Origin of the sequence: Vibrio sp. 10N.222.52.B7 (assembly GCF_041474275.1) — a bacterium.
Classification (GTDB): domain Bacteria; phylum Pseudomonadota; class Gammaproteobacteria; order Enterobacterales; family Vibrionaceae; genus Vibrio; species Vibrio crassostreae_C.
Genome location: NZ_JBFRTU010000025.1, coordinates 1,484 through 21,337, shown reverse-complemented (window position 1 = coordinate 21,337; position 19,854 = coordinate 1,484). Strand labels below are relative to the sequence as shown.

Annotated in this window: 20 protein-coding genes; 16 read left to right on the top strand and 4 right to left on the bottom strand. The window is 44.6% G+C overall.

Going from position 1 to position 19,854, the window contains the following annotated elements; all coding sequences use genetic code 11:
• Positions 1-166: 166 nt before the first annotated feature.
• Positions 167-1,300, bottom strand: a complete 1,134-nt coding sequence (locus tag AB4512_RS09735; RefSeq protein WP_017064138.1) for a flagellar assembly protein FlgT — start codon at positions 1,298-1,300, stop codon at positions 167-169.
• A gap of 192 nt (positions 1,301-1,492) precedes the next feature.
• On the opposite strand from AB4512_RS09735, the gene AB4512_RS09730 reads away from it, so the two are divergent.
• Positions 1,493-2,128 (top strand): FlgO family outer membrane protein, encoded by a 636-nt coding sequence (locus AB4512_RS09730; protein WP_017064137.1) that lies wholly within the window; start codon positions 1,493-1,495, stop codon positions 2,126-2,128.
• Positions 2,129-2,137: 9 nt separating this feature from the next.
• Positions 2,138-2,569, top strand: coding sequence for a flagellar assembly lipoprotein FlgP (flgP, locus tag AB4512_RS09725; protein ID WP_016791311.1), 432 nt, complete (start codon positions 2,138-2,140; stop codon positions 2,567-2,569).
• A gap of 240 nt (positions 2,570-2,809) precedes the next feature.
• On the opposite strand, the gene AB4512_RS09720 is transcribed toward flgP, so the two are convergent.
• The 3 genes from AB4512_RS09720 to flgA all read right to left on the bottom strand — a co-directional run bounded on the left by AB4512_RS09720 (position 2,810) and on the right by flgA (position 4,544).
• Positions 2,810-3,235, bottom strand: a complete 426-nt coding sequence (locus AB4512_RS09720; protein WP_372174841.1) for a flagella synthesis protein FlgN — start codon at positions 3,233-3,235, stop codon at positions 2,810-2,812.
• 66 nt (positions 3,236-3,301) lie between these two features.
• Positions 3,302-3,619 carry a flagellar biosynthesis anti-sigma factor FlgM gene (gene flgM, locus AB4512_RS09715; RefSeq protein ID WP_017062263.1) on the bottom strand — a complete coding sequence of 106 codons (318 nt, stop codon included), beginning with the start codon at positions 3,617-3,619 and terminating at the stop codon, positions 3,302-3,304.
• Between the two features lie 178 nt (positions 3,620-3,797).
• Positions 3,798-4,544: a flagellar basal body P-ring formation chaperone FlgA gene (gene flgA / locus AB4512_RS09710; protein WP_017064135.1), complete on the bottom strand. Its 747-nt coding sequence runs from the start codon at positions 4,542-4,544 to the stop codon at positions 3,798-3,800.
• A gap of 77 nt (positions 4,545-4,621) precedes the next feature.
• Between flgA and AB4512_RS09705 the strand changes: the two genes are divergently transcribed.
• The 14 genes from AB4512_RS09705 (at position 4,622) to AB4512_RS09640 (ending at position 19,192) form a co-directional block, all read left to right on the top strand.
• Positions 4,622-5,548 (top strand): chemotaxis protein CheV, encoded by a 927-nt coding sequence (locus AB4512_RS09705; protein ID WP_017066180.1) that lies wholly within the window; start codon positions 4,622-4,624, stop codon positions 5,546-5,548.
• An 11-nt stretch (positions 5,549-5,559) separates the two neighbouring features.
• Positions 5,560-6,387, top strand: a complete 828-nt coding sequence (locus AB4512_RS09700; protein WP_004736174.1) for a protein-glutamate O-methyltransferase — start codon at positions 5,560-5,562, stop codon at positions 6,385-6,387.
• A 255-nt stretch (positions 6,388-6,642) separates the two neighbouring features.
• On the top strand, positions 6,643-7,038 hold the full coding sequence (gene flgB / locus AB4512_RS09695; RefSeq protein ID WP_004736175.1) for a flagellar basal body rod protein FlgB: 396 nt from the start codon (positions 6,643-6,645) through the stop codon (positions 7,036-7,038).
• A gap of 4 nt (positions 7,039-7,042) precedes the next feature.
• Entirely contained in the window at positions 7,043-7,456 is a 414-nt protein-coding gene (gene flgC, locus AB4512_RS09690) for a flagellar basal body rod protein FlgC (RefSeq protein ID WP_372174839.1), read from the top strand.
• Between the two features lie 17 nt (positions 7,457-7,473).
• Entirely contained in the window at positions 7,474-8,187 is a 714-nt protein-coding gene (gene flgD, locus AB4512_RS09685; protein ID WP_010439286.1) for a flagellar hook assembly protein FlgD, read from the top strand.
• Between the two features lie 49 nt (positions 8,188-8,236).
• Positions 8,237-9,541: a flagellar hook protein FlgE gene (gene flgE, locus AB4512_RS09680; protein WP_017062260.1), complete on the top strand. Its 1,305-nt coding sequence runs from the start codon at positions 8,237-8,239 to the stop codon at positions 9,539-9,541.
• A gap of 252 nt (positions 9,542-9,793) precedes the next feature.
• A complete protein-coding gene (gene flgF / locus AB4512_RS09675) occupies positions 9,794-10,543 on the top strand; it encodes a flagellar basal-body rod protein FlgF (protein ID WP_017056855.1) in 750 nt (249 codons plus the stop codon).
• Positions 10,544-10,564: 21 nt separating this feature from the next.
• Entirely contained in the window at positions 10,565-11,353 is a 789-nt protein-coding gene (gene flgG, locus AB4512_RS09670) for a flagellar basal-body rod protein FlgG (RefSeq protein ID WP_017062259.1), read from the top strand.
• Positions 11,354-11,441: 88 nt separating this feature from the next.
• Positions 11,442-12,218 carry a flagellar basal body L-ring protein FlgH gene (gene flgH, locus AB4512_RS09665; RefSeq protein WP_017066181.1) on the top strand — a complete coding sequence of 259 codons (777 nt, stop codon included), beginning with the start codon at positions 11,442-11,444 and terminating at the stop codon, positions 12,216-12,218.
• Between the two features lie 94 nt (positions 12,219-12,312).
• On the top strand, positions 12,313-13,404 hold the full coding sequence (locus AB4512_RS09660; RefSeq protein ID WP_017062257.1) for a flagellar basal body P-ring protein FlgI: 1,092 nt from the start codon (positions 12,313-12,315) through the stop codon (positions 13,402-13,404).
• A 13-nt stretch (positions 13,405-13,417) separates the two neighbouring features.
• On the top strand, positions 13,418-14,335 hold the full coding sequence (gene flgJ / locus AB4512_RS09655) for a flagellar assembly peptidoglycan hydrolase FlgJ (RefSeq protein WP_136974753.1): 918 nt from the start codon (positions 13,418-13,420) through the stop codon (positions 14,333-14,335).
• Positions 14,336-14,555: 220 nt separating this feature from the next.
• The gene (flgK, locus tag AB4512_RS09650) at positions 14,556-16,436 is read left to right on the top strand and encodes a flagellar hook-associated protein FlgK (protein ID WP_017067655.1); all 1,881 of its coding nucleotides are present in this window, start codon (positions 14,556-14,558) and stop codon (positions 16,434-16,436) included.
• A gap of 10 nt (positions 16,437-16,446) precedes the next feature.
• Positions 16,447-17,637 (top strand): flagellar hook-associated protein FlgL, encoded by a 1,191-nt coding sequence (flgL, locus tag AB4512_RS09645; protein ID WP_017064129.1) that lies wholly within the window; start codon positions 16,447-16,449, stop codon positions 17,635-17,637.
• Between the two features lie 418 nt (positions 17,638-18,055).
• Positions 18,056-19,192 carry a flagellin gene (locus tag AB4512_RS09640; protein ID WP_017064128.1) on the top strand — a complete coding sequence of 379 codons (1,137 nt, stop codon included), beginning with the start codon at positions 18,056-18,058 and terminating at the stop codon, positions 19,190-19,192.
• Positions 19,193-19,854: the final 662 nt, after the last annotated feature.

The following is a 19,854-nucleotide window of genomic DNA, read 5'->3' as shown; positions in this document are numbered from 1 at the left end:
GCACCAATTAGATTATTCTGACTCATAGTTTGCTAAGTGATGATTATGTTATTAATAAGATTACGCCAAATACTGCAAAACCGAAACTAATACCCATGAAAAAAAATAAAGCCTTAACAAAAGTGCTAAGGCTTTATTAGAAACTGTGAGGCGGGCGTGTCGCTAACTACATGATTTTCTGCATCACATCACCAATTTGAATGCTTCCAGCAAGGCTTGGTTGGTCGATCGTCAGTTCTGCTTCGTTTTCATAAACGCGAGAAACGGTCAGTGTGATGTCGCTTTGAGAAACCTTGTTGCGTGGCAAACCGCGTTGGTCGATAAACGAACCTGTGTGCCACAGTTGCAACTTGTCACCTTGTTGTACGCCATGCATTCGACCTAAATCAATGGTCACAGTGTTACCAAATACCGCTGCAACCTCTGGAAGCGTGATCTTACATGACACTTCAGATTCCAAGTCCAACATAATATTGCGGCTAACACGCAGCATCATGCTGCCGTAGGTTGATGCCCAGAAACGGGCACTGCGGGTGTCGACTTCACTGGTCTTAGCAAATGGCCACTTTGCCACTTCACGATAGCTACGGTTGTAAACCTGATGTCCTGTTTTACCATCGAAGACTTGCATCTCTAACGCAAACTGACGATTGATGATGTCGTCTTTCAAAAGCTTGGATTCGATGGTCGCGGTTAAATCGGTAATGTCGCCACCAATGATGTACTGCGCGCCAGTGTCTTGGGCGATCATCTTGATCACCTCTGGTCGACGCTTGTCGATATCGTAATTGGTCGTGCCAACGGAAACAAAGCTGCGAGACTCTTGCGCCAGCTGTCGGTCCACGACATGGCCAAAATCATCACCAATGTTATAGATTCTGCCCATTACAGCTTGCTGAGGGGAGGTCACATCAATGTTGCCGACTAAAAATGTCTTCTTGTATTGGCTCTCATGGCAAGCATTTGCCGAAGGATAGATATCGATCCTTGCGGTGATCATTATATTGCCACTGCGTTTTTTCTCTTTCTCTACCAAGATGTAGCGCACTTCATGATTGGTAAATTGAAACTCTTTCTTGTTTGCGTCGAGGTACGGCGTGAGGTTGGAGATACTACCAATATCAGCACCTGAGAACTGGATCGCTTTATATACCGCGTCTTCCAGAGCATGGACCCTTGCCGTTTCCTCTGACGATACGATGGCTGCGGTACCGGTAACCTCATACCAAGAGGCATGAGCACTGAAGCTTATGGTTATCAGTGAACTTATTGAAAATAAGTAAGAAATTATTTTTTTCATCTATTCGTTACCAGTTGGGTATAAATATTGCTTAACAAATAACTATAAGCTTGAAGCTGACTTAAGTGCGTTTTTCTTAATCTGAACCATTAATGAAAAGCAAAGACTGTTCCAACATTGTAATCCATTGAAAAGAATAATGGTGAGAACATATTGGAACAGGTGGCACTAAAACTATCTGGAGATTAGAGAATGAAAAAATGGCTCGTAGTAATGAGTGTCATGTTACTGACATCATGCGCTTATTCGCCGATCTATAACGGCAAGTCTGAATATTCAGGCAGTCAGTTTATGTTGATGGACAGCCCTCGTCATACCATGGATTTTTTTGTGGAAAGTATGACTGAAGATTTGATCATTTCGAATACAAGTATTTCAGCGAGAACGCCAATAGCAATTACTTCGTTTGTGGACCTGCAGCACATGGACACAACGAACTGGCTAGGCAACTCGGTATCAGAAGGCTTCATTCATCAGTTTCAGCGTCGTGGCTTCAAGGTAGTTGATTTTAAAACTACTGGCTCTATCCAAGTGACTCACCAAGGTGACTTTGCGTTGAGCCGCGATTGGAAAGACTTAGCTCAAGAGCAAGACGTACAGTATGTACTGACAGGCACCATGCTTCGCCAAGAAGGCGGTGTACTAGTAAATGCTCGCGTTGTTGGCATGCAAACTCGAATTGTAGTGGCGACGGCACAAGGCTTCTTACCTGCAGACCGTATTGGCCGTGACCTAGATACTCTCAACAGTATTCGAACTCAAGATGGCGTGATCATTCGTTCCGATCCAACGATCAGTCAGCCTTATACTGTTATTCTTCGCCCTTAGGAGTTCGAGATGAAGAAGTTAATGTTTGTTGTTGCCGCTTTATTGCTTGTTGGCTGTCAGCCATTGCAGAGCATGAGACCTGATGATTTCTTAGTGGCTGTTGGCTATGCGAGTATCAGTGAGCAGAAAGGTCGTAACGACGAAGAGAGACGTATCCGCGCGATGAGAGCCTCTAAGATCGATGCTTATCGTGAGCTTGCTGAACAGGTTTACGGCATGCGAGTAAGCGGTCGAGCAGAACTTGAAGATCAACGGCTTGGTACAGAGCGTACGTCAGGTGCGGTTGATGGTGTTATCCGTGGCGCAGAAGTGGTGCGCAGTTACCCTGTGGGTGATAGCTACGTAACAGAGCTTCAGTTGGATATTCGCAAGATGGATCAGCTACGTAACTACGGTGAAGTTCAGGCAGTACCTGAGAAGAGACAACAAACACTGTTCTAATTTCGGTGTTCGAATTGAATATTCAGTGATATTGGTTGCTACTCGCTTTCCAGATGGCATATCGGCAACCAATAACTAATATGGATGTAAAAGCGGCAAGTATGAAAATACTTGCCGCTTTTTTGTTTATCGATTTTGTCAGGGTGTTCAAAGGCTGATTAGAAATTTTGATAAAGAACAACGACAGAAATAGCCTGAGATACAGACTTAAGTAGGAGTGTTGTTGAAGAGGTAGCTTAACTAGGCTTTTACGTTGGTTCCCAGCGTGGAAATAGTATGCGTTTGACCACCGGCATTGTAGGTCATGCCAATTTTACCGTGGCTTTGCTGCATCATATTGCTGAGTTTTTTGAAGCTAAGGTGTGCTCGATTCAAGGCTTCGCCATTAACAAGGTTCGCTTGCTGGCAATCGTGCACTATCGACTGGATCTTTGTGACTAACTGAGCAAGTTCAGGATTCTCGGTCAGTTCTGAGATATTGGTATGGGTCGCGATTCGCTGATCGGTTGATCTTAATTGTTCAACAAGGACTACTTTTTTTTTGGCGATTCGCTCAATATCGTTTGATTGTCGGCTCGTAATAGCGGTTTTCTCTGAACTTAGTAATTCAGATAAGGCTTTGGCATTTTGAAGTTGAAAATTAACTAAATCTGCTAGTGCCGCCATAACGTAAACCTATTCATAACCTCGTGTACTTTAAGACAATAACTTCAATGAAAAGTTAGTGTTTTCTTAAAGGCCTTTTAATTCATCTTCGAACTTGATCATGTTGTCAGCCAGTTTCTCTGGATCGACAGTGTATGAACCATTCGCAATTGCTTCTTTGATCGCTGCTACTTTCACAGAATCAAAGCTTGGCTGTGCTGCCATATCTTGGTGGAGCTGACCAATCGCTTTGCCTTGTTGGCTCAGTGAAACCGCATCTTTGCTTGCTGGTGATTTAGTTGATACATCAGAACGTGATGCCTCAGAACTAGAATCAGAGCGTACTGCTGATCGGTTAGTGGTCGTTAGGGTTTGCCCTGAACGAATATTATCAATGCCTGCCATAGTTAAGCCTTTTTCTTCAAAAATGGGAACCTGTACAGTCAATATCGACCAAGGGTTCGAATACTTTAGCAATTTTTAGCTCAATAGTCGAAAAGGGACAAAACACCGCAGCCGTTATATTTGGCGTTAGAGTTGAGGGTGAAATCGCTAACGATACCGTCAATTTAGAAGTAAAGAGTTAAAAGTAAACCGTGACTTCAGACATGCTGGTAACAATCCCTTCAATTATACGCTGTGATTTATCATTTTTCACTCTTACTTGATCACCCATAGAGCCATCGGTAAGCGCAGTTCCTTTGGTGGTAATGGTCATGCCACCTTTTACTGCCTGTATGATAACCTTCTCGTTTCGGCACACGACACAGATATCACCTCTTTCTACAACATCGCCCGGTCTTAGGTTCTTTTTTACCTTAGCGCCGATGACCTGATGTGGAGCTGTGAAACCTTGGCGACGAAACTTGTTAAGAGAAATCATAGCGGTGGTGACATCGTATTGACCGACGATTTCGCCTCTCGCGAGTGAGCGAGTGGTGGTGACAAGAGGCACCGACATCGAAAGGCGCACCGGTACATAAACTCGCCACTCATCAGGAACACATTGCACTAAAACCGTAATACTGCTGCGGGTATTGGTGGTTGTTGAAGCGCTGGTCTCTAAAGGCACTGGGCAGTCTGTCGCTTTGATTCTTGAGTCAACATTTGCTGAATTAACAAAGAGTTCGCCACCTTGTGGCTGCTCAACTGTATCAAGGATATGTTGCTCCGCTGCAGACTGAATCATCTCAATTTGTTCTGGGGTCGCAGCTTGTACAAAAAAACTAAACAATATTGATAAAATGCCGATAAACTTAGCGACAGTTTTAAAAGTAGCTCTACACATTGCTATGGAAAGAGGTGGCAAATTTGTTTTATAATACGTCATTCCGTTTCTCTGGTGGTTCGTAGCCTGCAGTAGACTAACACTTTTTATACAAAAAAGTTTGATATGGAGATGAGCTCATGACGGGTATTCTTGATTCGGTGAATCAGCGTACGCAACTCGTCGGTCAAAACCGATTAGAATTACTAACCTTTCGCCTAATGGGGCGTCAGCGTTACGGCATTAATGTCTTTAAAGTAAAAGAAGTGCTGCAATGCCCTAAGCTGACAAAGATGCCAAACTTGAACCCACTGGTTAAAGGTGTAGCACACATTCGTGGCCAAACGATCTCTGTGATCGACTTGAGCTTAGCGATTGGTGGCCGTCCTACAACGGATATTGAAAAGTGTTTTGTGGTTATCTCTGAGTTTAACCGAACCATTCAAGGTTTCTTGGTAAGTTCAGTTGAGCGCATTATTAACATGCACTGGGAATCGATTCTTCCGCCGCCAGATGGCGCAGGTAGAGCTAACTACCTGACAGCGGTAACCAACATTGATAATGAATTGGTAGAAATTCTTGATGTTGAGAAGATCCTTGCAGAAATTTCTCCTGTTGATGAAACAATGGACAGCAAGATTGCTGAAGATATTGCGAAAGTAGAACAAGAGAAAGAACTGGTTCGCCGCATCTTGATTGCTGATGACTCGACCGTTGCTCGTAAGCAGGTTCAACGTGCTATTGAGTCGATTGGTTTTGAAGTTATCTCGGTGAAGGATGGTAAAGAAGCCTACGAGAAGCTGATACAGATGTCATCAGAAGGCAGTATTTACGATCAGATTTCATTGGTGATTTCTGATATCGAAATGCCAGAAATGGATGGATACACGCTGACTGCTGAGATTCGTCGTCACGCCGAACTTAAAGATTTATACGTAATTTTACACTCATCGTTGAGTGGTGTATTTAACCAAGCCATGGTTGAGCGTGTTGGAGCTAACTCCTTCATCGCTAAATTCAACCCAGATGAGCTTGGTGCAGCTGTAAAAGCTGCGTTAACTAACTAAAAGAGACATTAATGACTGCTATAACAATAAGTGATCAAGAGTATCGCGATTTCAGCCGTTTCTTAGAATCTCAATGTGGCATTGTATTAGGTGACAGCAAGCAGTATTTAGTGCGCAGTCGTCTAAGCCCATTAGTAACGAAGTTTAAGTTAGCTTCTTTGTCTGATTTGTTGAGAGATGTAGTAACAGGTCGAAACCGTGAGCTGCGTGTGGCTGCTGTCGATGCCATGACGACGAACGAGACACTTTGGTTCCGTGATACTTACCCGTTTGCTGTGCTTGCGGATAAGCTTCTACCGGAAATAGCGGCAAATAAACGTCCTATTAAGATTTGGTCTGCGGCAAGCTCTTCAGGCCAAGAAGCATACTCAATGGCAATGACGATTCTTGAAACTCAAGCTCGTAAGCCAGGTATGCTGCCAAATGTATCGATTACCGCAACTGACATCTCAGCAAGTATGTTGGATATGTGCCGCACTGGCGCTTACGACAACCTTGCATTGGGACGTGGACTTTCTCCAGAGCGCCGTCGTACTTTCTTTGAAGATGCGGGCGATGGCCGTATGAAAGTGAAAGATAACGTCAAGCGCATGGTGAACTTCCGCCCTCAGAACCTGATGGACAGCTATGCATTGTTAGGCAAGTTCGACATTATTTTCTGTCGTAACGTGCTGATTTACTTCTCGCCTGATATGAAGTCAAAGGTACTTAACCAGATGGCAAATAGCCTGAACCCTGGTGGGTACTTACTATTGGGCGCGTCTGAATCGTTAACAGGCTTAACCGATCGTTTTGAAATGGTTCGCTGTAATCCAGGCATCATCTACAAATTAAAGTAACGAGCGGCACCGATATTAGGTGTAAGGTTACCGTCTAAATTTAAAACCCAGCCAAGTGCTGGGTTTTCTTTTTCCTGCTTAAGCTATATCTTTAAGTCAGAGTGACATTCCAATTTACTCTATTTTTTGGCTTGTTTATTGCAAGTTTACCCACGAGTAACCTGTAAAAGCATTGATAGACCGCCTTGTTTCAAAAGTTGGTATATATATTGCTTTGGTTATTTCATAACAGTCAGTTCTTGAGTTGAGGTTTACATGGCTATTTCTTTTGACAATGCTTTGGGCATTCACCAGCACACAGTTGGTGTACGTGAGCGTAACGCTGAGGTGCTTTCCACCAATATCGCGCAAGCAAACACGCCTGGGTATAAAGCAAAGGGATTAGACTTTAAGAAATCACTGCAAGCGGCAAGTTCTGGGGCAAGCATTGGTCTTAGCCGTACAGATGGTCGGCACATTTCTGCCTCAACAACGGTGAACGGGGAAACGAAGTATCGCATTCCTACCCAACCTGATACAGGAGATGGCAACACGGTTGATTTGGATTTGGAAAGAAACCTTTTCATGCAAAACCAAATTAGGCATCAAGCCTCTCTCGACTTCTTAGGAAGTAAGTTCAAGAATTTAACTAAAGCGATTAAAGGGGAATAATTAGATGAGTTTATTCAATGTATTCAATGTGACTGGTTCTGCGATGAGTGCTGAATCTGTTCGTCTAAATACGACCTCGAGCAACCTTGCGAACGCGGACAGTGTAAGTAGTTCTGCTGAAGAAACTTACAAGGCTCGTCACGCAGTGTTCGGCGCTGAGTTAAATAAAGCACGCAACAGTGGTCACACTGTGCCTGTGAAAGTATTAGGTATTGTGGAAAGCGATAAGCCGCTAAGCGCGGAGCACAACCCGGATCACCCATTAGCGAACAACGAAGGCTATATCTACAAGCCTAATGTCAACGTTATGGAAGAAATGGCAAACATGATTTCGGCATCACGTGCGTACCAAACAAACGTACAGGTTGCTGACTCGAGTAAACAAATGCTGCTGCGTACGCTGCAGATGGGTCAATAAGGATAAGGAGGTAGCACATGGCTGGAATCAACAACAATGTTGGTCAAAGCGGCTTGTCCTATGTTGACCAGCTGAAGAGTCTTCAAGATGGCGCTAAAAAGCCCGACGAAACAACAGGTAAGCAGGATCTTAAACAAGAAGACTTCTTATCTTTGTTGACTAAGCAACTAGCACAACAAGACCCTTTCAAGCCGGTTAGCAATGACCAGATGATTGCGCAAATGGCTTCATTTGCGACCGTAGATGGCATTGGCAAAATGAATACACAGTTTGAAAGCTTGAATTCATCAATGACCTCTAACCAAGCTCTTCAGGCCTCCTCTTTAGTTGGGCGTGATGTATTGGTTCCTGGTGCGGCAGGTGTAAAACCCGGTGATGGCGGTATGGCGGCAATGGTTAAGCTTCCTCAGGCAATGGACAATGTAATGGTCCGTGTTGAGAACGAAGTTGGCCAATTGGTTCGCACATTTGATATCGGCTCTAAACCATCTGGTGATACACGTGTTGAATGGGACGGAAAAGACGAAGACGGTAACCCATTGCCGGCCGGTAAATACAACGTGAAAGCGTCGGGTTTGCTGGATGGCGAGAACACAGAGTTCCAAGTTTCCAGTTATGCGAACGTGAACAGTGTGCTTCTTGGTAAGGGCGATGGCAACGTACTACTCAATCTGGCTGGTTTCACATCGCCAGTACGACTTGCTGAAGTACTAGAAGTTGGTAAAGCGTAGCTCTTTATTGAGTGACTATGCTAGCTAGATAGATTAGGAGAATAATGGAATGTCATATGTAGCTTTAAGCGGCCTATCCGCTGCACAATTAGACCTTAATACAACCAGTAACAACATTGCGAACGCAAACACATTTGGCTTTAAAGAGTCTCGTGCCGAGTTCGGTGATGTTTATTCAAGCTCGTTGTTCACTAACGCAAAAACGACGGCAGGTGGCGGTGCGCAAGCTAGCCAAGTGGCGCAACAGTTCCACGAAGGTTCAAGTATTTATACGAACAACCCAATGGACTTACGTGTAAGTGGTACAGGTTTCTTTGCAGTATCGAAAGACCGCATGGTGCCAGAGATTAACGAATTAACGCGTAATGGTGCATTTCACCTAAACAAAGACAACTACATGGTTACCGCTAATGATGAGTTTCTTTTAGGTTACGATGTTGATCCAAACTCGGGGGAAGTTCTTTCTTATGCGCCAAAGCCTCTCGACATTCCTGCTGAGTTTGGTAAACCAAAACAGACAGAAAACATTGAAGTAGGGGTTAACCTTCCTGCAAACGGTGATCTTAAAGACCCGGCTGCATTTAACTTCAAAGATGCTGATACTTATAACCGTGCAACGTCTTCGACGGTATACGATTCTATGGGTCAGTCTTACAAGTTAACGACTTACTACCTCAAAGATCAGACTCAACCAAACACTTGGCAAACGTACTACACCATGTCAGATGAGAACGGTGAAAAGCCGGTCAACATTACTGGTGGTGATGCGACGAATGCACAAGGTCATGTTGGTCACACAATGAAGTTCAACAATGACGGTACGTTAGCAAGCCTAAACAATGGTCAGCCGATTAACTCGGAACCACTGGGTGCTGGTGCGAACCCTATTGACTTGAACGGTGCTGATCCAACTCAAGTGCTTAAGTTTGGTTTAGATTCTTCAACTCAGTTTGCCGCTCCGTTTGAATTGACTAAGTTTGATGAAGATGGCGCGACAACAGGTTTCTTAACAAAAATCGATTTCGATGAGTACGGCAGTGTTCTAGGTACTTATTCAAATGGTGAAAACGTGATGCTTGGCCGTGTAGGCTTGGTTCGTGTACCAAATGAGCAAGGTCTGGATAAGAAAGGCGGTACTCAATGGGATTCTACCAACGACTCTGGTGACAAGATCTGGGGTGAATCGAACAAAGGTTCATTTGGTAGCATCAACAACGGCTCGCTAGAGCAGTCGAACATCGATATGACTCAAGAACTGGTTGATTTGATTTCTGCTCAACGTAACTTCCAGGCGAACTCGCGTTCTCTAGAAGTACACAACCAGCTACAACAGAATATTCTTCAGATTCGTTAATCGTTTCGAGCGTTTGAATCATCTGCGAATACCCAATTCAATGTTATTGAATTGGGTATTGTTGTTTGTCTTTTTATTTGCCGCCCCTATTGCCGCCCGGTAATGCCACTGGCAACAATTCTTCCTCAATGATCCTTTGATGATCACCCATCTTCGTTCGTTTTCTATTTAAATTATTGATAAATAACAGTTAAAAATATTGGCACAGTGTTTGCTTTATTAGCCCCAGAAGATGATTTTTGGAGCAAAATTATGGATCGCGCACTGTTTCTTGCCATGAGTGGCGCTAAGCAAAATATGCAAGCTTTGCAGCTACGTGCAAACAACCTTGCCAACGTAAGTACAACGGGTTTCCGTGCTGATTTAGCACAGGCACGTTCAATGCAAGCGTATGGCGAAGGCATGCCTACTCGTGTTTTCAGCATGACAGAGCGTCCGGGTCATAATTTCGCTCAGGGTAGTGTGGTTACTACTGGCCGAGATCTAGACGTTACCATTCAAGGTGATGGTTGGATTTCAGTGATGGACAATACTGGCCGTGAAGGTTTAACACGTAACGGTAACCTAAGGGTTGACCAAAACGGTTTACTAACCAACGCAAGCGGTCACTTAGTGCTTGGTGAAAACGATGCACCAATCACGCTGCCAATCCCAATCAGCAAAGTAGAAATTGGTACAGACGGTACGATTTCGGTGATTCCTCAAGGCGCTCCAGCTGAAGAATTGGCCGTGGTTGATCGTATTAAGCTTGTACGTCCAGACAACCAAAGTTTGTTTAAAGACACGAATGGTCTATTCCGTTCGAAAAACCCAGATCAGGCATACGAAGCAGATGCAGCGGTAACGTTGCTAAAAGGTGCTATCGAAGGCAGTAACGTAAATGCCGTAGGTGAAATGACCAGCCTAATTGACTTACAACGTCAGTTTGAAATGCAGGTCAAAATGATGAGCACAGCAGAGGAAATGGACAAGTCGTCTGATTCACTGCTTCGTATGAGCTAATAGAATTTAAAGGACATTGCTATGCATCCAGCATTATGGGTAAGTAAAACGGGTTTAGACGCCCAACAAACCAATATCTCAACGATTTCGAACAACCTTGCCAACGCCTCGACCATTGGTTTTAAAAAGAGCCGCGCGGTATTTGAAGATCTGTTCTACCAGAATATTAATCAACCGGGTGGTCAATCGTCTCAGAATACTGAGCTGCCAAGTGGTTTGATGCTGGGTGCCGGTTCTAAGGTCGTCGCGACTCAAAAAGTGCACACTCACGGTAACGCACAAACGACATCTAACAGCCTAGACATGATGATTGAAGGCGACGGTTTCTTCCAAGTTGAAATGCCAGACGGTGAAACAGGTTACAGCCGCAATGGTCAGTTCACACTGAACGGTGAAGGCGCGATCGTAACGTCGGGCCAAGGTTATCCTCTACAACCAGAAATTGTGATTCCTGAAGACGCGATCTCGGTAACGGTTGGTAACGACGGTGAAGTATCGGTTCGTCTACGTGGCGAGCAAAACAACGTCGTGGTTGGTCAAATTACCATTACTGACTTTGTAAACCCAGGTGGTCTAGAGCCAGTAGGTCAAAACCTTTACTTGCCAACTGGCGCGAGTGGCGACCCACAAGAGGGTGTACCGGGCTTTGATGGCCTGGGTAACATCCGCCAATCGATGCTAGAAACATCGAACGTAAACGTAACCGAAGAGCTGGTAAACATGATTGAAGCTCAGCGTGTATACGAAATGAATTCGAAAGTTATCTCGTCAGTAGACAAGATGATGAGCTTTGTTAACCAACAGCTGTAATTGGTTTATTCGCCGTTTACTTTTTTAATTAATCTATCTGTTTTTGCTAATTGACCCATTTACCACTGCCTGCTGAGAGTATATCGCCATGAAACGTATTTTTTGTTTAGCTTTGTTTATGTCTATGTCGGGATGTGCTGTTCTGGACCCGATCGAGACTCCGGCAGAAGAAAATGCAACCACAGTGGTTGATGCTGTGGAAGGTGATAAGTCGGCGCAAGAGAGCTCTGGCATTATTGACACGCTTCGTGGGCGAACCGATCCAATTGCTGGTGACCCTGCATGGGCGCCAATCAACCCCAAGCAGAAACCAGAGCATTACGCAGCGGCAACGGGCTCACTGTTTAATGTGAACCACATTGGCAGCATGTATGACGACTCAAAACCGCGTGGTATTGGTGACATAATTACTGTAGCGTTAGATGAGAATACTCGAGCGACCAAAAAAGCCAACGCAGACATGTCTAAGTCGAATGATGCATCAATGGAGCCGCTGGCTGTTGGTGGTCAAGATCTGACGATCGACAAGTACAACTTCTCTTATGATCTGAGTAACACCAATACTTTTGCTGGTGATGCGTCAGCCAACCAAAGTAACAGCATCAGCGGCTACATTACCGTTGAAGTCATCGAAGTATTAGCTAATGGCAACCTAGTGGTTCGTGGTGAGAAGTGGATGACACTGAACACCGGCGATGAGTACATCCGCCTAAGCGGTACCATCCGTCCAGACGATATTGACTTCGAAAATACCATTGCTTCAAACCGTGTTTCTAACGCACGAATTCAGTACTCAGGGACTGGCGTACAGAAAGATATGCAAGAGCCTGGATTCTTGGCACGATTCTTTAATGTATCTCTGTAGAGCTTGATAGGACGACGACATACTGACAGCCTCTATCACTCAGCCACATTTAGCTAAGCTATTATAAATTAAAGCAATACAGACAGGTTACTCAATGAAAAAACTGACACTCGTACTATTCGGCATGCTATTTCTTGCCACCAGTGCCCATGCTGCGCGAATCAAAGACGTGGCAAAAGTGGCGGGTGTTCGTAGTAACCAACTTGTCGGTTATGGTTTGGTCACGGGCTTGCCGGGTACTGGTGAGACAACTCCCTTTACCGATCAAACATTTAACGCAATGCTGCAAAATTTTGGCATCCAATTGCCGCCCGGCACTAAGCCAAAAACCAAAAACGTCGCGGCTGTTATTGTGACTGCTGAACTGCCAGCATTCTCTAAGCAAGGGCAAGAAGTTGACGTAACCGTTTCTTCTATCGGTTCAGCAAAAAGCCTTCGTGGTGGTACCTTGCTACAGACCTTCTTGAAAGGTCTAGACGGTCAAGTGTATGCGGTCGCGCAGGGTAACTTGGTGGTAAGTGGCTTTAGTGCACAAGGTAACGACGGTTCTAAGATTGTCGGTAACAACCCTAACGTTGGTATCATCTCTAGCGGTGCGACGGTTGAACAAGAGATCCCAACGCCATTCGGTCGTGGTGACTACATCACCTTCAACCTAATCCAATCAGATTTCACAACGGCTCAGCGTATGGCTGATGCGGTTAATAATTTCCTAGGCCCACAAATGGCTTCAGCGGTAGACGCAACTTCAGTAAAAGTTCGTGCACCGCGTGAAATCAGCCAGCGTGTAGCATTCTTGTCGGCTATCGAAAACATCGAGTTCGACCCTGCTGAAGGCTCTGCAAAAATCATCGTCAACTCTCGTACAGGTACGATTGTGGTTGGTAAGCACGTTCGCCTAAAAGCGGCGGCGGTCACCCACGGTGGTATGACGGTTGCAATTAAAGAAAATCTAAACGTAAGCCAACCGAATGCATTCTCTGGTGGCCAAACGGTAGTGGTCCCTGATTCTGATATCGAAATCACGGAAGGCGATGGTAAGATGTTCAAATTTGAACCTGGCCTAACGCTGGACGATTTGGTACGCGCAGTCAATGAAGTGGGCGCTGCACCTTCTGATTTAATGGCAATCCTTCAAGCACTGAAACAAGCGGGTGCGATTGAAGGCCAATTGATCATTATCTAAGAAGGGGTAAAGCATGATTAAAAATAACAATGACATCGGCTTTATTCACGATATCGGTAGCCTAGACCGCCTTCGTCAACAAGCGGTAAACGGTGAAGAAGGTAGCGAGAAAGAAGCATTAACCGCGGCGGCAAAACAGTTTGAATCGATTTTCACCTCGATGTTGTTTAGGTCAATGCGCGATGCTAACTCGAGCTTTAAGTCGGATATGTTGAACAGCCAGAACGAGCAGTTCTATCGTCAGATGCAAGATGACCAAATGGCGAGTGAGTTAAGCGCTTCAGGTTCATTAGGCCTTGCGGACATGATCGTGGCTCAACTAAGCGCTGGCCAAGCAAGCGATACGTCTGAAGAGAAGGTTCGCAGTGAAGGCTTTGATGCTTCATTGCAAAGACCGCAATATTCAGGCCGTTCGGAAGAGCGAGCGTCAGACGTTCAACCTGCGCAAGCAGCAAAACAGCCAGTATCCTTTGATTCTCCAGAATCGTTTGTGACCTCAATGAAGCCTTACGCGGAAAAAGCGGCAAGTGCGCTTGGTGTGGACTCGTCTCTTCTATTGGCACAAGCTGCCCTTGAAACGGGTTGGGGTTCTAAAATGGTTAAGAACTCTTTGGGCAACAGCAATAACTTATTTAACATCAAAGCAGATAGAAGTTGGAAGGGCGATAAGGTCGCGACTCAAACTCTTGAGTTCCATGGAAAAACCGCCGTTAAAGAGTCAGCTTCCTTCCGTTCTTACTCTAATTTCGAAGATAGCTTTAATGATTACGTGAAGTTCTTGAACGAAAATCCAAGATACGAAACGGCGCTACAGCATCAAGGCAATTCAGAGAATTTCATCAAAGGTATTCATCAGGCTGGTTACGCAACTGACCCTAACTATGCAGACAAGGTTTTACGAGTTAAAGCCAAGATTGATGAGATGAACTAGCGTCATAAATCAACATAGAGAGCTTGCTACTGGCAGGCTCTTTTCTTCTCCGCCCCTTCAGTTCTTACGCGTAATCCATAGTTATCTCCTTACACTTCAATAAATTATCGTCTTTTAATTTCCTATTGTTTGTGTTGGCACACATATTGCATTTATCTTGGTAATATACGGTTGTAGTTAATCAGTTCATTCTGGTTTTGTTAAGTTTTTTGGGGGCATTATGGCGTCGGATCTTCTGAATGTAGGGGCACAAAGTGTTCTTACGGCTCAGAGACAGCTCAACACCACAGGTCATAACATTTCTAACGCTAACACAGAGGGCTATAGCCGCCAGTCTGTGATTCAAGGTGTGAATGACCCGCGCCAGTACGGTGGGCAATCCTACGGTATGGGTGTACATGTGGAAAATGTTCGCCGCTCTTGGGATCAGTTTGCCGTCAAAGAACTTAACTTATCGACAACCAATGCCGCCAACAAAGGCGATACCGAAGCCAACCTCGATATGCTGTCGAGCATGTTGTCGTCGGTCGCTTCAAAGAAGATTCCAGAAAACCTCAACGAATGGTTTGATTCCGTTAAGACTCTCGCCGATACCCCAAATGATGTGGGTGCGCGTAAGGTCGTGTTAGAGAAAGCAGGGCTTGTAACTAAAACCTTGAATGAATTTCATGAAACAGTTCGTCAACAGTCTGATTCTACGAATAAAAAATTAGATATGGGTATCGAGCGAGTTAACCAACTTGCGTACGAGATCCGTGATGTTCAGCGTTTAATGATGCGAACTCCTGGGCCTCATAATGACCTACGAGATCAGCATGAAAAGTTGATTAATGAGCTTTCTGGTTACACCAAAGTTACGGTGACACCACGCTCAAATGCCGAAGGGTTTAATGTCCATATTGGTAATGGCCATACCTTGGTCTCTGGTAGTGAAGCGAGTCAGCTGAAGATGGTTGATGGCTTACCCGATGCACATCAGCGCCGCCTAGCGATTGTTGAAGGTAAGTCTTTAAAACCGATCACCAGCAGTGATATCGACGGAAAAATCGGCGCCATGCTAGACATGCGTGACGAACATATCCCAGCAATCATGGATGAGCTTGGTCGTTTGGCGACCGCGTTTTCATATGAGGTCAATAGTCTTCAAGAACAAGGTTTGGATCTTAACGGCAACGTAGGTAAGGACTTGTTTACCGACGTGAACTCAGAGCTGGTGGCAAAATCTCGTGTCACGGCTAGCGGGCAATCGAAAGCCGATGTTGCGGTATACATTGATGATACTTCTGCCTTAAAAGGCGGTGAGTATGGACTGAAATACGATGGCAGTGATTATGTCGTGACTAAGCCGAACGGTGAGACCGTTAAGATGGCGACCGACTCTAGCGGTAGTGCTTTTTATCTTGATGGCATGCGAGTGGAAGTACGTAACCCTCCTGAACTAGGAGAGAAACTGTTACTGCGTCCAACGCGTAATTTTGCTGCGCAGATTCATATGGAAACCAAAGACCCGAAAGACATTGCTGCGCAAAGTTATGAGGCATCGACCACGTTTGCCAAGGGTACAGCGGGATTTAAAATCCTAGAAGCAGGTCAACTGCGTGAGTTTGAAGTGATTGTCTCACCAAAAGGTGAGCAGTTTGCTGTGACGGATCCGAAGGGTAACATTTTAATGCAGCCTCAACCGTATCCGCCACAAGGGCCAGTGACCATCAACGGTACAACGTTTGAGCTCACACCCGGTGCGGTGGCAAATGATAAGTTTACGGCAAACCTTGTCCCATCAGAAGGTGACAACGGTAACCTGCGTAAGCTACAAGATCTTCAAACAGGAAAGCTGTTGAATGATGGTGAGTCTACGATTTTAGACCTTTACCACAACTTGAATACTAATACGGGCTTGAAGTCTTCAACGGCAAATCGCCTGAGTGATATTGCGACATTAGAAAAACAGTCGGCTCAAGAACGTATTGCTTCTATCTCGGGAGTAAACCTCGATGAAGAAGCGGCAAACATGATGAAATTTCAGCAAGCATATATGGCTTCTTCACGTATCATGCAAGCAGCCAACGATACGTTTAACACTATTTTGGCTCTGAGATAGGAAGGTATAAATGTTGAATCGTATCTCTAGCTTCCATAATTATCAGTCAGTACAAAACGACTTGCGCCGTCAAGAGAACAAGGTGCATCACAACCAAGCACAACTTGCTTCGGGTAAGAAGTTACAGTCGCCAAGTGATGACCCATTAGCGACGCACTATTTACAGAACATTGGTCAGCAGTCAGAACAGCTTAAACAGTATGTCGATGCGATTACTCTAGTCAGAAACCGTCTTGAGCATCATGAAGTATTGGTTTCTAACACTGAAGGCTTTGCTGATGAAGCAAAACGAACCGTGATGGAAATGATCAACGGTGCGCTTTCTCCGGAAGACCGTTTAGCTAAGAAGCGTGAAATTCAAGAACTGGCGAATAACTTCCTGCATTTAGCCAACTCTCAAGATGAGTCGGGTAACTACACGTTTGCAGGCACTAAGCCGAAAAATCAGCCTTTCTTTCGAGATAACGAAGGGAATGTGACATATCAAGGTGATGACTACCAACGCAAGATGCGTGTGGCAAGCAGCTTTGAAATGGCAATGAATGATCCGGGCAGCAAGATGTTTATGGAAATAGACAACCCGTTCGGTGACTACGAACCTCAGTACGAGCTTGAACCTGCGTCTGAGTTATTGCTCGGGCGTGCGACCAACAGCGATGAAGATGGGTCTACTTATAAAGTGACGTTTGTCGACATGCAGACGGGCAATTTCGCTTATCAGCTTGAAAAAGACGGCGCAGTGGTTGCGGCAGAAGATTTTGATCCTTCGACAGGCATTGTTTATGAAGGGCTGAATATTCAAATCAAAGGCCAAATCACTAAAGGTGATTCGATCACCTTAGAACCACGAGAGACTTTCTCTATCTTTGATACGTTCAAAGAGGCTGCTGAGCAGGCTGAAAACCCGGTATCGGATGCATCAGCAACAGCGAAACTGCACCAAGTAACTGAAGAGTTCCACGCTGCGTTTATCCATTTGACCAAGGCAAGAACCGATGTTGGTGCACGCTTGAGTACTTTGGATATTCAAGAGCAACAACATGAAGATTTCAAGTTGTCTTTAGCAAAAGCAAAAAGCAACTTTGAAGACTTGGATTACTCGAAAGCGATCATTGAGTTCAATGAAAACTCTCGAGCACTACAAGCTTCTCAACAAGCGTTTGGCAAAACCAAAGACCTGACCTTGTTTAACTATATTTAATGATCAATCGGTATTTAATGGTGGCTTGTCGATCACCATGGCGTTGATTCCTTGCCGTATGTGCTATGCCATACGTGCGAATTACGCCACAGTTTGCCGCTTTTTTGTACGAAGCATGATGTTTCTAGAATAGCGGCAAAAAACGGCAATAAGGAAGGTGAATGTTTTTCATCTTCTAATAGTAGAAAATCATAATTGCGCAGTGTTGTTTGTAAGCTTCTGATTTTTAGATAATTAAAAAATTATTTATATGATATTAAACTTGGCATACAACTTGTATCTGTGTTGGTTATAAATGATTAATACAGATCTTAAACCTTGTATAGGGTTTATCGAGTAATACACGGTCAGTGCTTATCCATATGAGAGTAAAGCTGGCCGCTTCGCAGAAACTTTGCGAACTCATAAGGAGAGCAAAATGGCTATCAATGTAAGCACTAACGTATCTGCTATGACAGCACAGCGTTACCTGAATAAAGCATCTAATGACTTAGCGACTTCTATGGAGCGTTTGTCATCTGGTCACAAGATCAACAGCGCGAAAGATGATGCGGCAGGTCTGCAAATCTCGAACCGTCTAACCGCTCAGTCTCGTGGTCTTGATGTGGCAATGCGTAATGCCAACGACGGTATTTCGATTGCTCAAACAGCAGAAGGCGCGATGAACGAATCGACTAACGTACTACAACGTATGCGTGATCTAGCTATTCAATCATCAAACGGCACTAACTCGCCGGCAGAGCGTACTGCACTGAACGAAGAGTCAATGGCACTTCAAGATGAGCTTAACCGTATTGCGGAAACCACATCGTTTGGTGGTCGTCGTCTACTGAACGGTTCATTCGGTGAAGCTTCATTCCAGATCGGTTCTAACTCTGGTGAAGCAATGATCATGGCTCTGACAAGTATCCGTGCAGATGACTACCGTATGGGTGGTACTACGTTCGATTCAGAAAACGCGAAAGATAAGAACTGGGAAGTGCCGCCAACAGCGAGCGATCTTAAGTTCGAATTCAAAACCAAAGCGGGTGAAGACATCGTTTTAGATATCAATACCAAAGCGGGCGATGATATCGAAGAGCTTGCGACTTACATTAATGGTCAGTCTGATCTTGTGAACGCATCGGTTACTGATGATGGTCGCATTCAACTGTTCGTTGCTGAACCTGACCTTGACGGCCCAATGTCTATCTCTGGTGGTCTAGCGTCTGAGCTAGGTATTAAGAGTGAAGGCCGCGCAACCTCGGTTCAAGATGTTAGCTTAACCAGCGTTGCGGGTTCACAGAACGCGATCAGCGTGATTGATTCTGCAATGAAGTACGTGGATTCACAGCGTGCTGATTTGGGTGCAAAACAGAACCGTCTAAGCCACAGTATTAATAACTTGGCAAACGTACAAGAGAACGTAGACGCTTCAAACAGCCGAATCAAAGATACGGACTTTGCGAAAGAGACGACGCAAATGACCAAATCACAAATTCTGCAACAAGCAGGTACTTCAATACTTGCTCAAGCAAAACAGTTGCCTAACTCTGCAATGTCATTATTGCAATAGTTATTGGTTGAACTTGCTGCTCGTGTTCAGACGTGAGCCATGCAGCAAGGGAAACTGGCAAGCATACTTACTATTGAATGTTTAGCTCTCTCATCTCTCACCTGCTATCCATTTTTGCAGTAAGAATGCAACGGCAAGTCGGAAATGTGTTCATTTCTCGATGATCTCCACACAGGCTCTGACGCGCCAACTAGCCCCGGTTCTCTCAAAGGAAAAGGGGCTTTTTCCTTTCTGTATTTCTTGTTTTTGCTATTTATTTTCCTGTGAACTTTCTCGCACTACCTTTTCCAAATCTCTATTTGATGGTTCTTCTTCACGACAAATAATGTCATCTATTACACAAGATTTGCGTAAGTCAGAGATCTTTGGTGATTGATCATTTCTCGACCTTGAGCCATTTAGACGGCGGTTCGTACGCTTTCTGAACAGATTAAGATCTTTTTCCAATTGAAATCTATCGCTGTATTAGAAAATGATGAAAATTAAGTTGTTGATAAATATTAGATTAATATTTTTTTTGTGGTTTTTTGAAAGTTTTTCTAAAGCTTCTGATTTTCGCGCCGTTATTAAAAGTAACTTTGAGAGAACTACTTGGTTTTCCGAGACGTCGGAAACCGCTATACCGGAAAATCAATTGGAGAAATCACCATGGCAGTGAATGT

Coding starts and splice junctions, on each gene's coding strand:
- AB4512_RS09735 (WP_017064138.1), bottom strand. CDS start 1,300: ATGAAAAAAATAATTTCTTACTTATTTTCAATAAGTTCACTGATAACC.
- AB4512_RS09730 (WP_017064137.1), top strand. CDS start 1,493: ATGAAAAAATGGCTCGTAGTAATGAGTGTCATGTTACTGACATCATGC.
- flgP (WP_016791311.1), top strand. CDS start 2,138: ATGAAGAAGTTAATGTTTGTTGTTGCCGCTTTATTGCTTGTTGGCTGT.
- AB4512_RS09720 (WP_372174841.1), bottom strand. CDS start 3,235: ATGGCGGCACTAGCAGATTTAGTTAATTTTCAACTTCAAAATGCCAAA.
- flgM (WP_017062263.1), bottom strand. CDS start 3,619: ATGGCAGGCATTGATAATATTCGTTCAGGGCAAACCCTAACGACCACT.
- flgA (WP_017064135.1), bottom strand. CDS start 4,544: ATGACGTATTATAAAACAAATTTGCCACCTCTTTCCATAGCAATGTGT.
- AB4512_RS09705 (WP_017066180.1), top strand. CDS start 4,622: ATGACGGGTATTCTTGATTCGGTGAATCAGCGTACGCAACTCGTCGGT.
- AB4512_RS09700 (WP_004736174.1), top strand. CDS start 5,560: ATGACTGCTATAACAATAAGTGATCAAGAGTATCGCGATTTCAGCCGT.
- flgB (WP_004736175.1), top strand. CDS start 6,643: ATGGCTATTTCTTTTGACAATGCTTTGGGCATTCACCAGCACACAGTT.
- flgC (WP_372174839.1), top strand. CDS start 7,043: ATGAGTTTATTCAATGTATTCAATGTGACTGGTTCTGCGATGAGTGCT.
- flgD (WP_010439286.1), top strand. CDS start 7,474: ATGGCTGGAATCAACAACAATGTTGGTCAAAGCGGCTTGTCCTATGTT.
- flgE (WP_017062260.1), top strand. CDS start 8,237: ATGTCATATGTAGCTTTAAGCGGCCTATCCGCTGCACAATTAGACCTT.
- flgF (WP_017056855.1), top strand. CDS start 9,794: ATGGATCGCGCACTGTTTCTTGCCATGAGTGGCGCTAAGCAAAATATG.
- flgG (WP_017062259.1), top strand. CDS start 10,565: ATGCATCCAGCATTATGGGTAAGTAAAACGGGTTTAGACGCCCAACAA.
- flgH (WP_017066181.1), top strand. CDS start 11,442: ATGAAACGTATTTTTTGTTTAGCTTTGTTTATGTCTATGTCGGGATGT.
- AB4512_RS09660 (WP_017062257.1), top strand. CDS start 12,313: ATGAAAAAACTGACACTCGTACTATTCGGCATGCTATTTCTTGCCACC.
- flgJ (WP_136974753.1), top strand. CDS start 13,418: ATGATTAAAAATAACAATGACATCGGCTTTATTCACGATATCGGTAGC.
- flgK (WP_017067655.1), top strand. CDS start 14,556: ATGGCGTCGGATCTTCTGAATGTAGGGGCACAAAGTGTTCTTACGGCT.
- flgL (WP_017064129.1), top strand. CDS start 16,447: ATGTTGAATCGTATCTCTAGCTTCCATAATTATCAGTCAGTACAAAAC.
- AB4512_RS09640 (WP_017064128.1), top strand. CDS start 18,056: ATGGCTATCAATGTAAGCACTAACGTATCTGCTATGACAGCACAGCGT.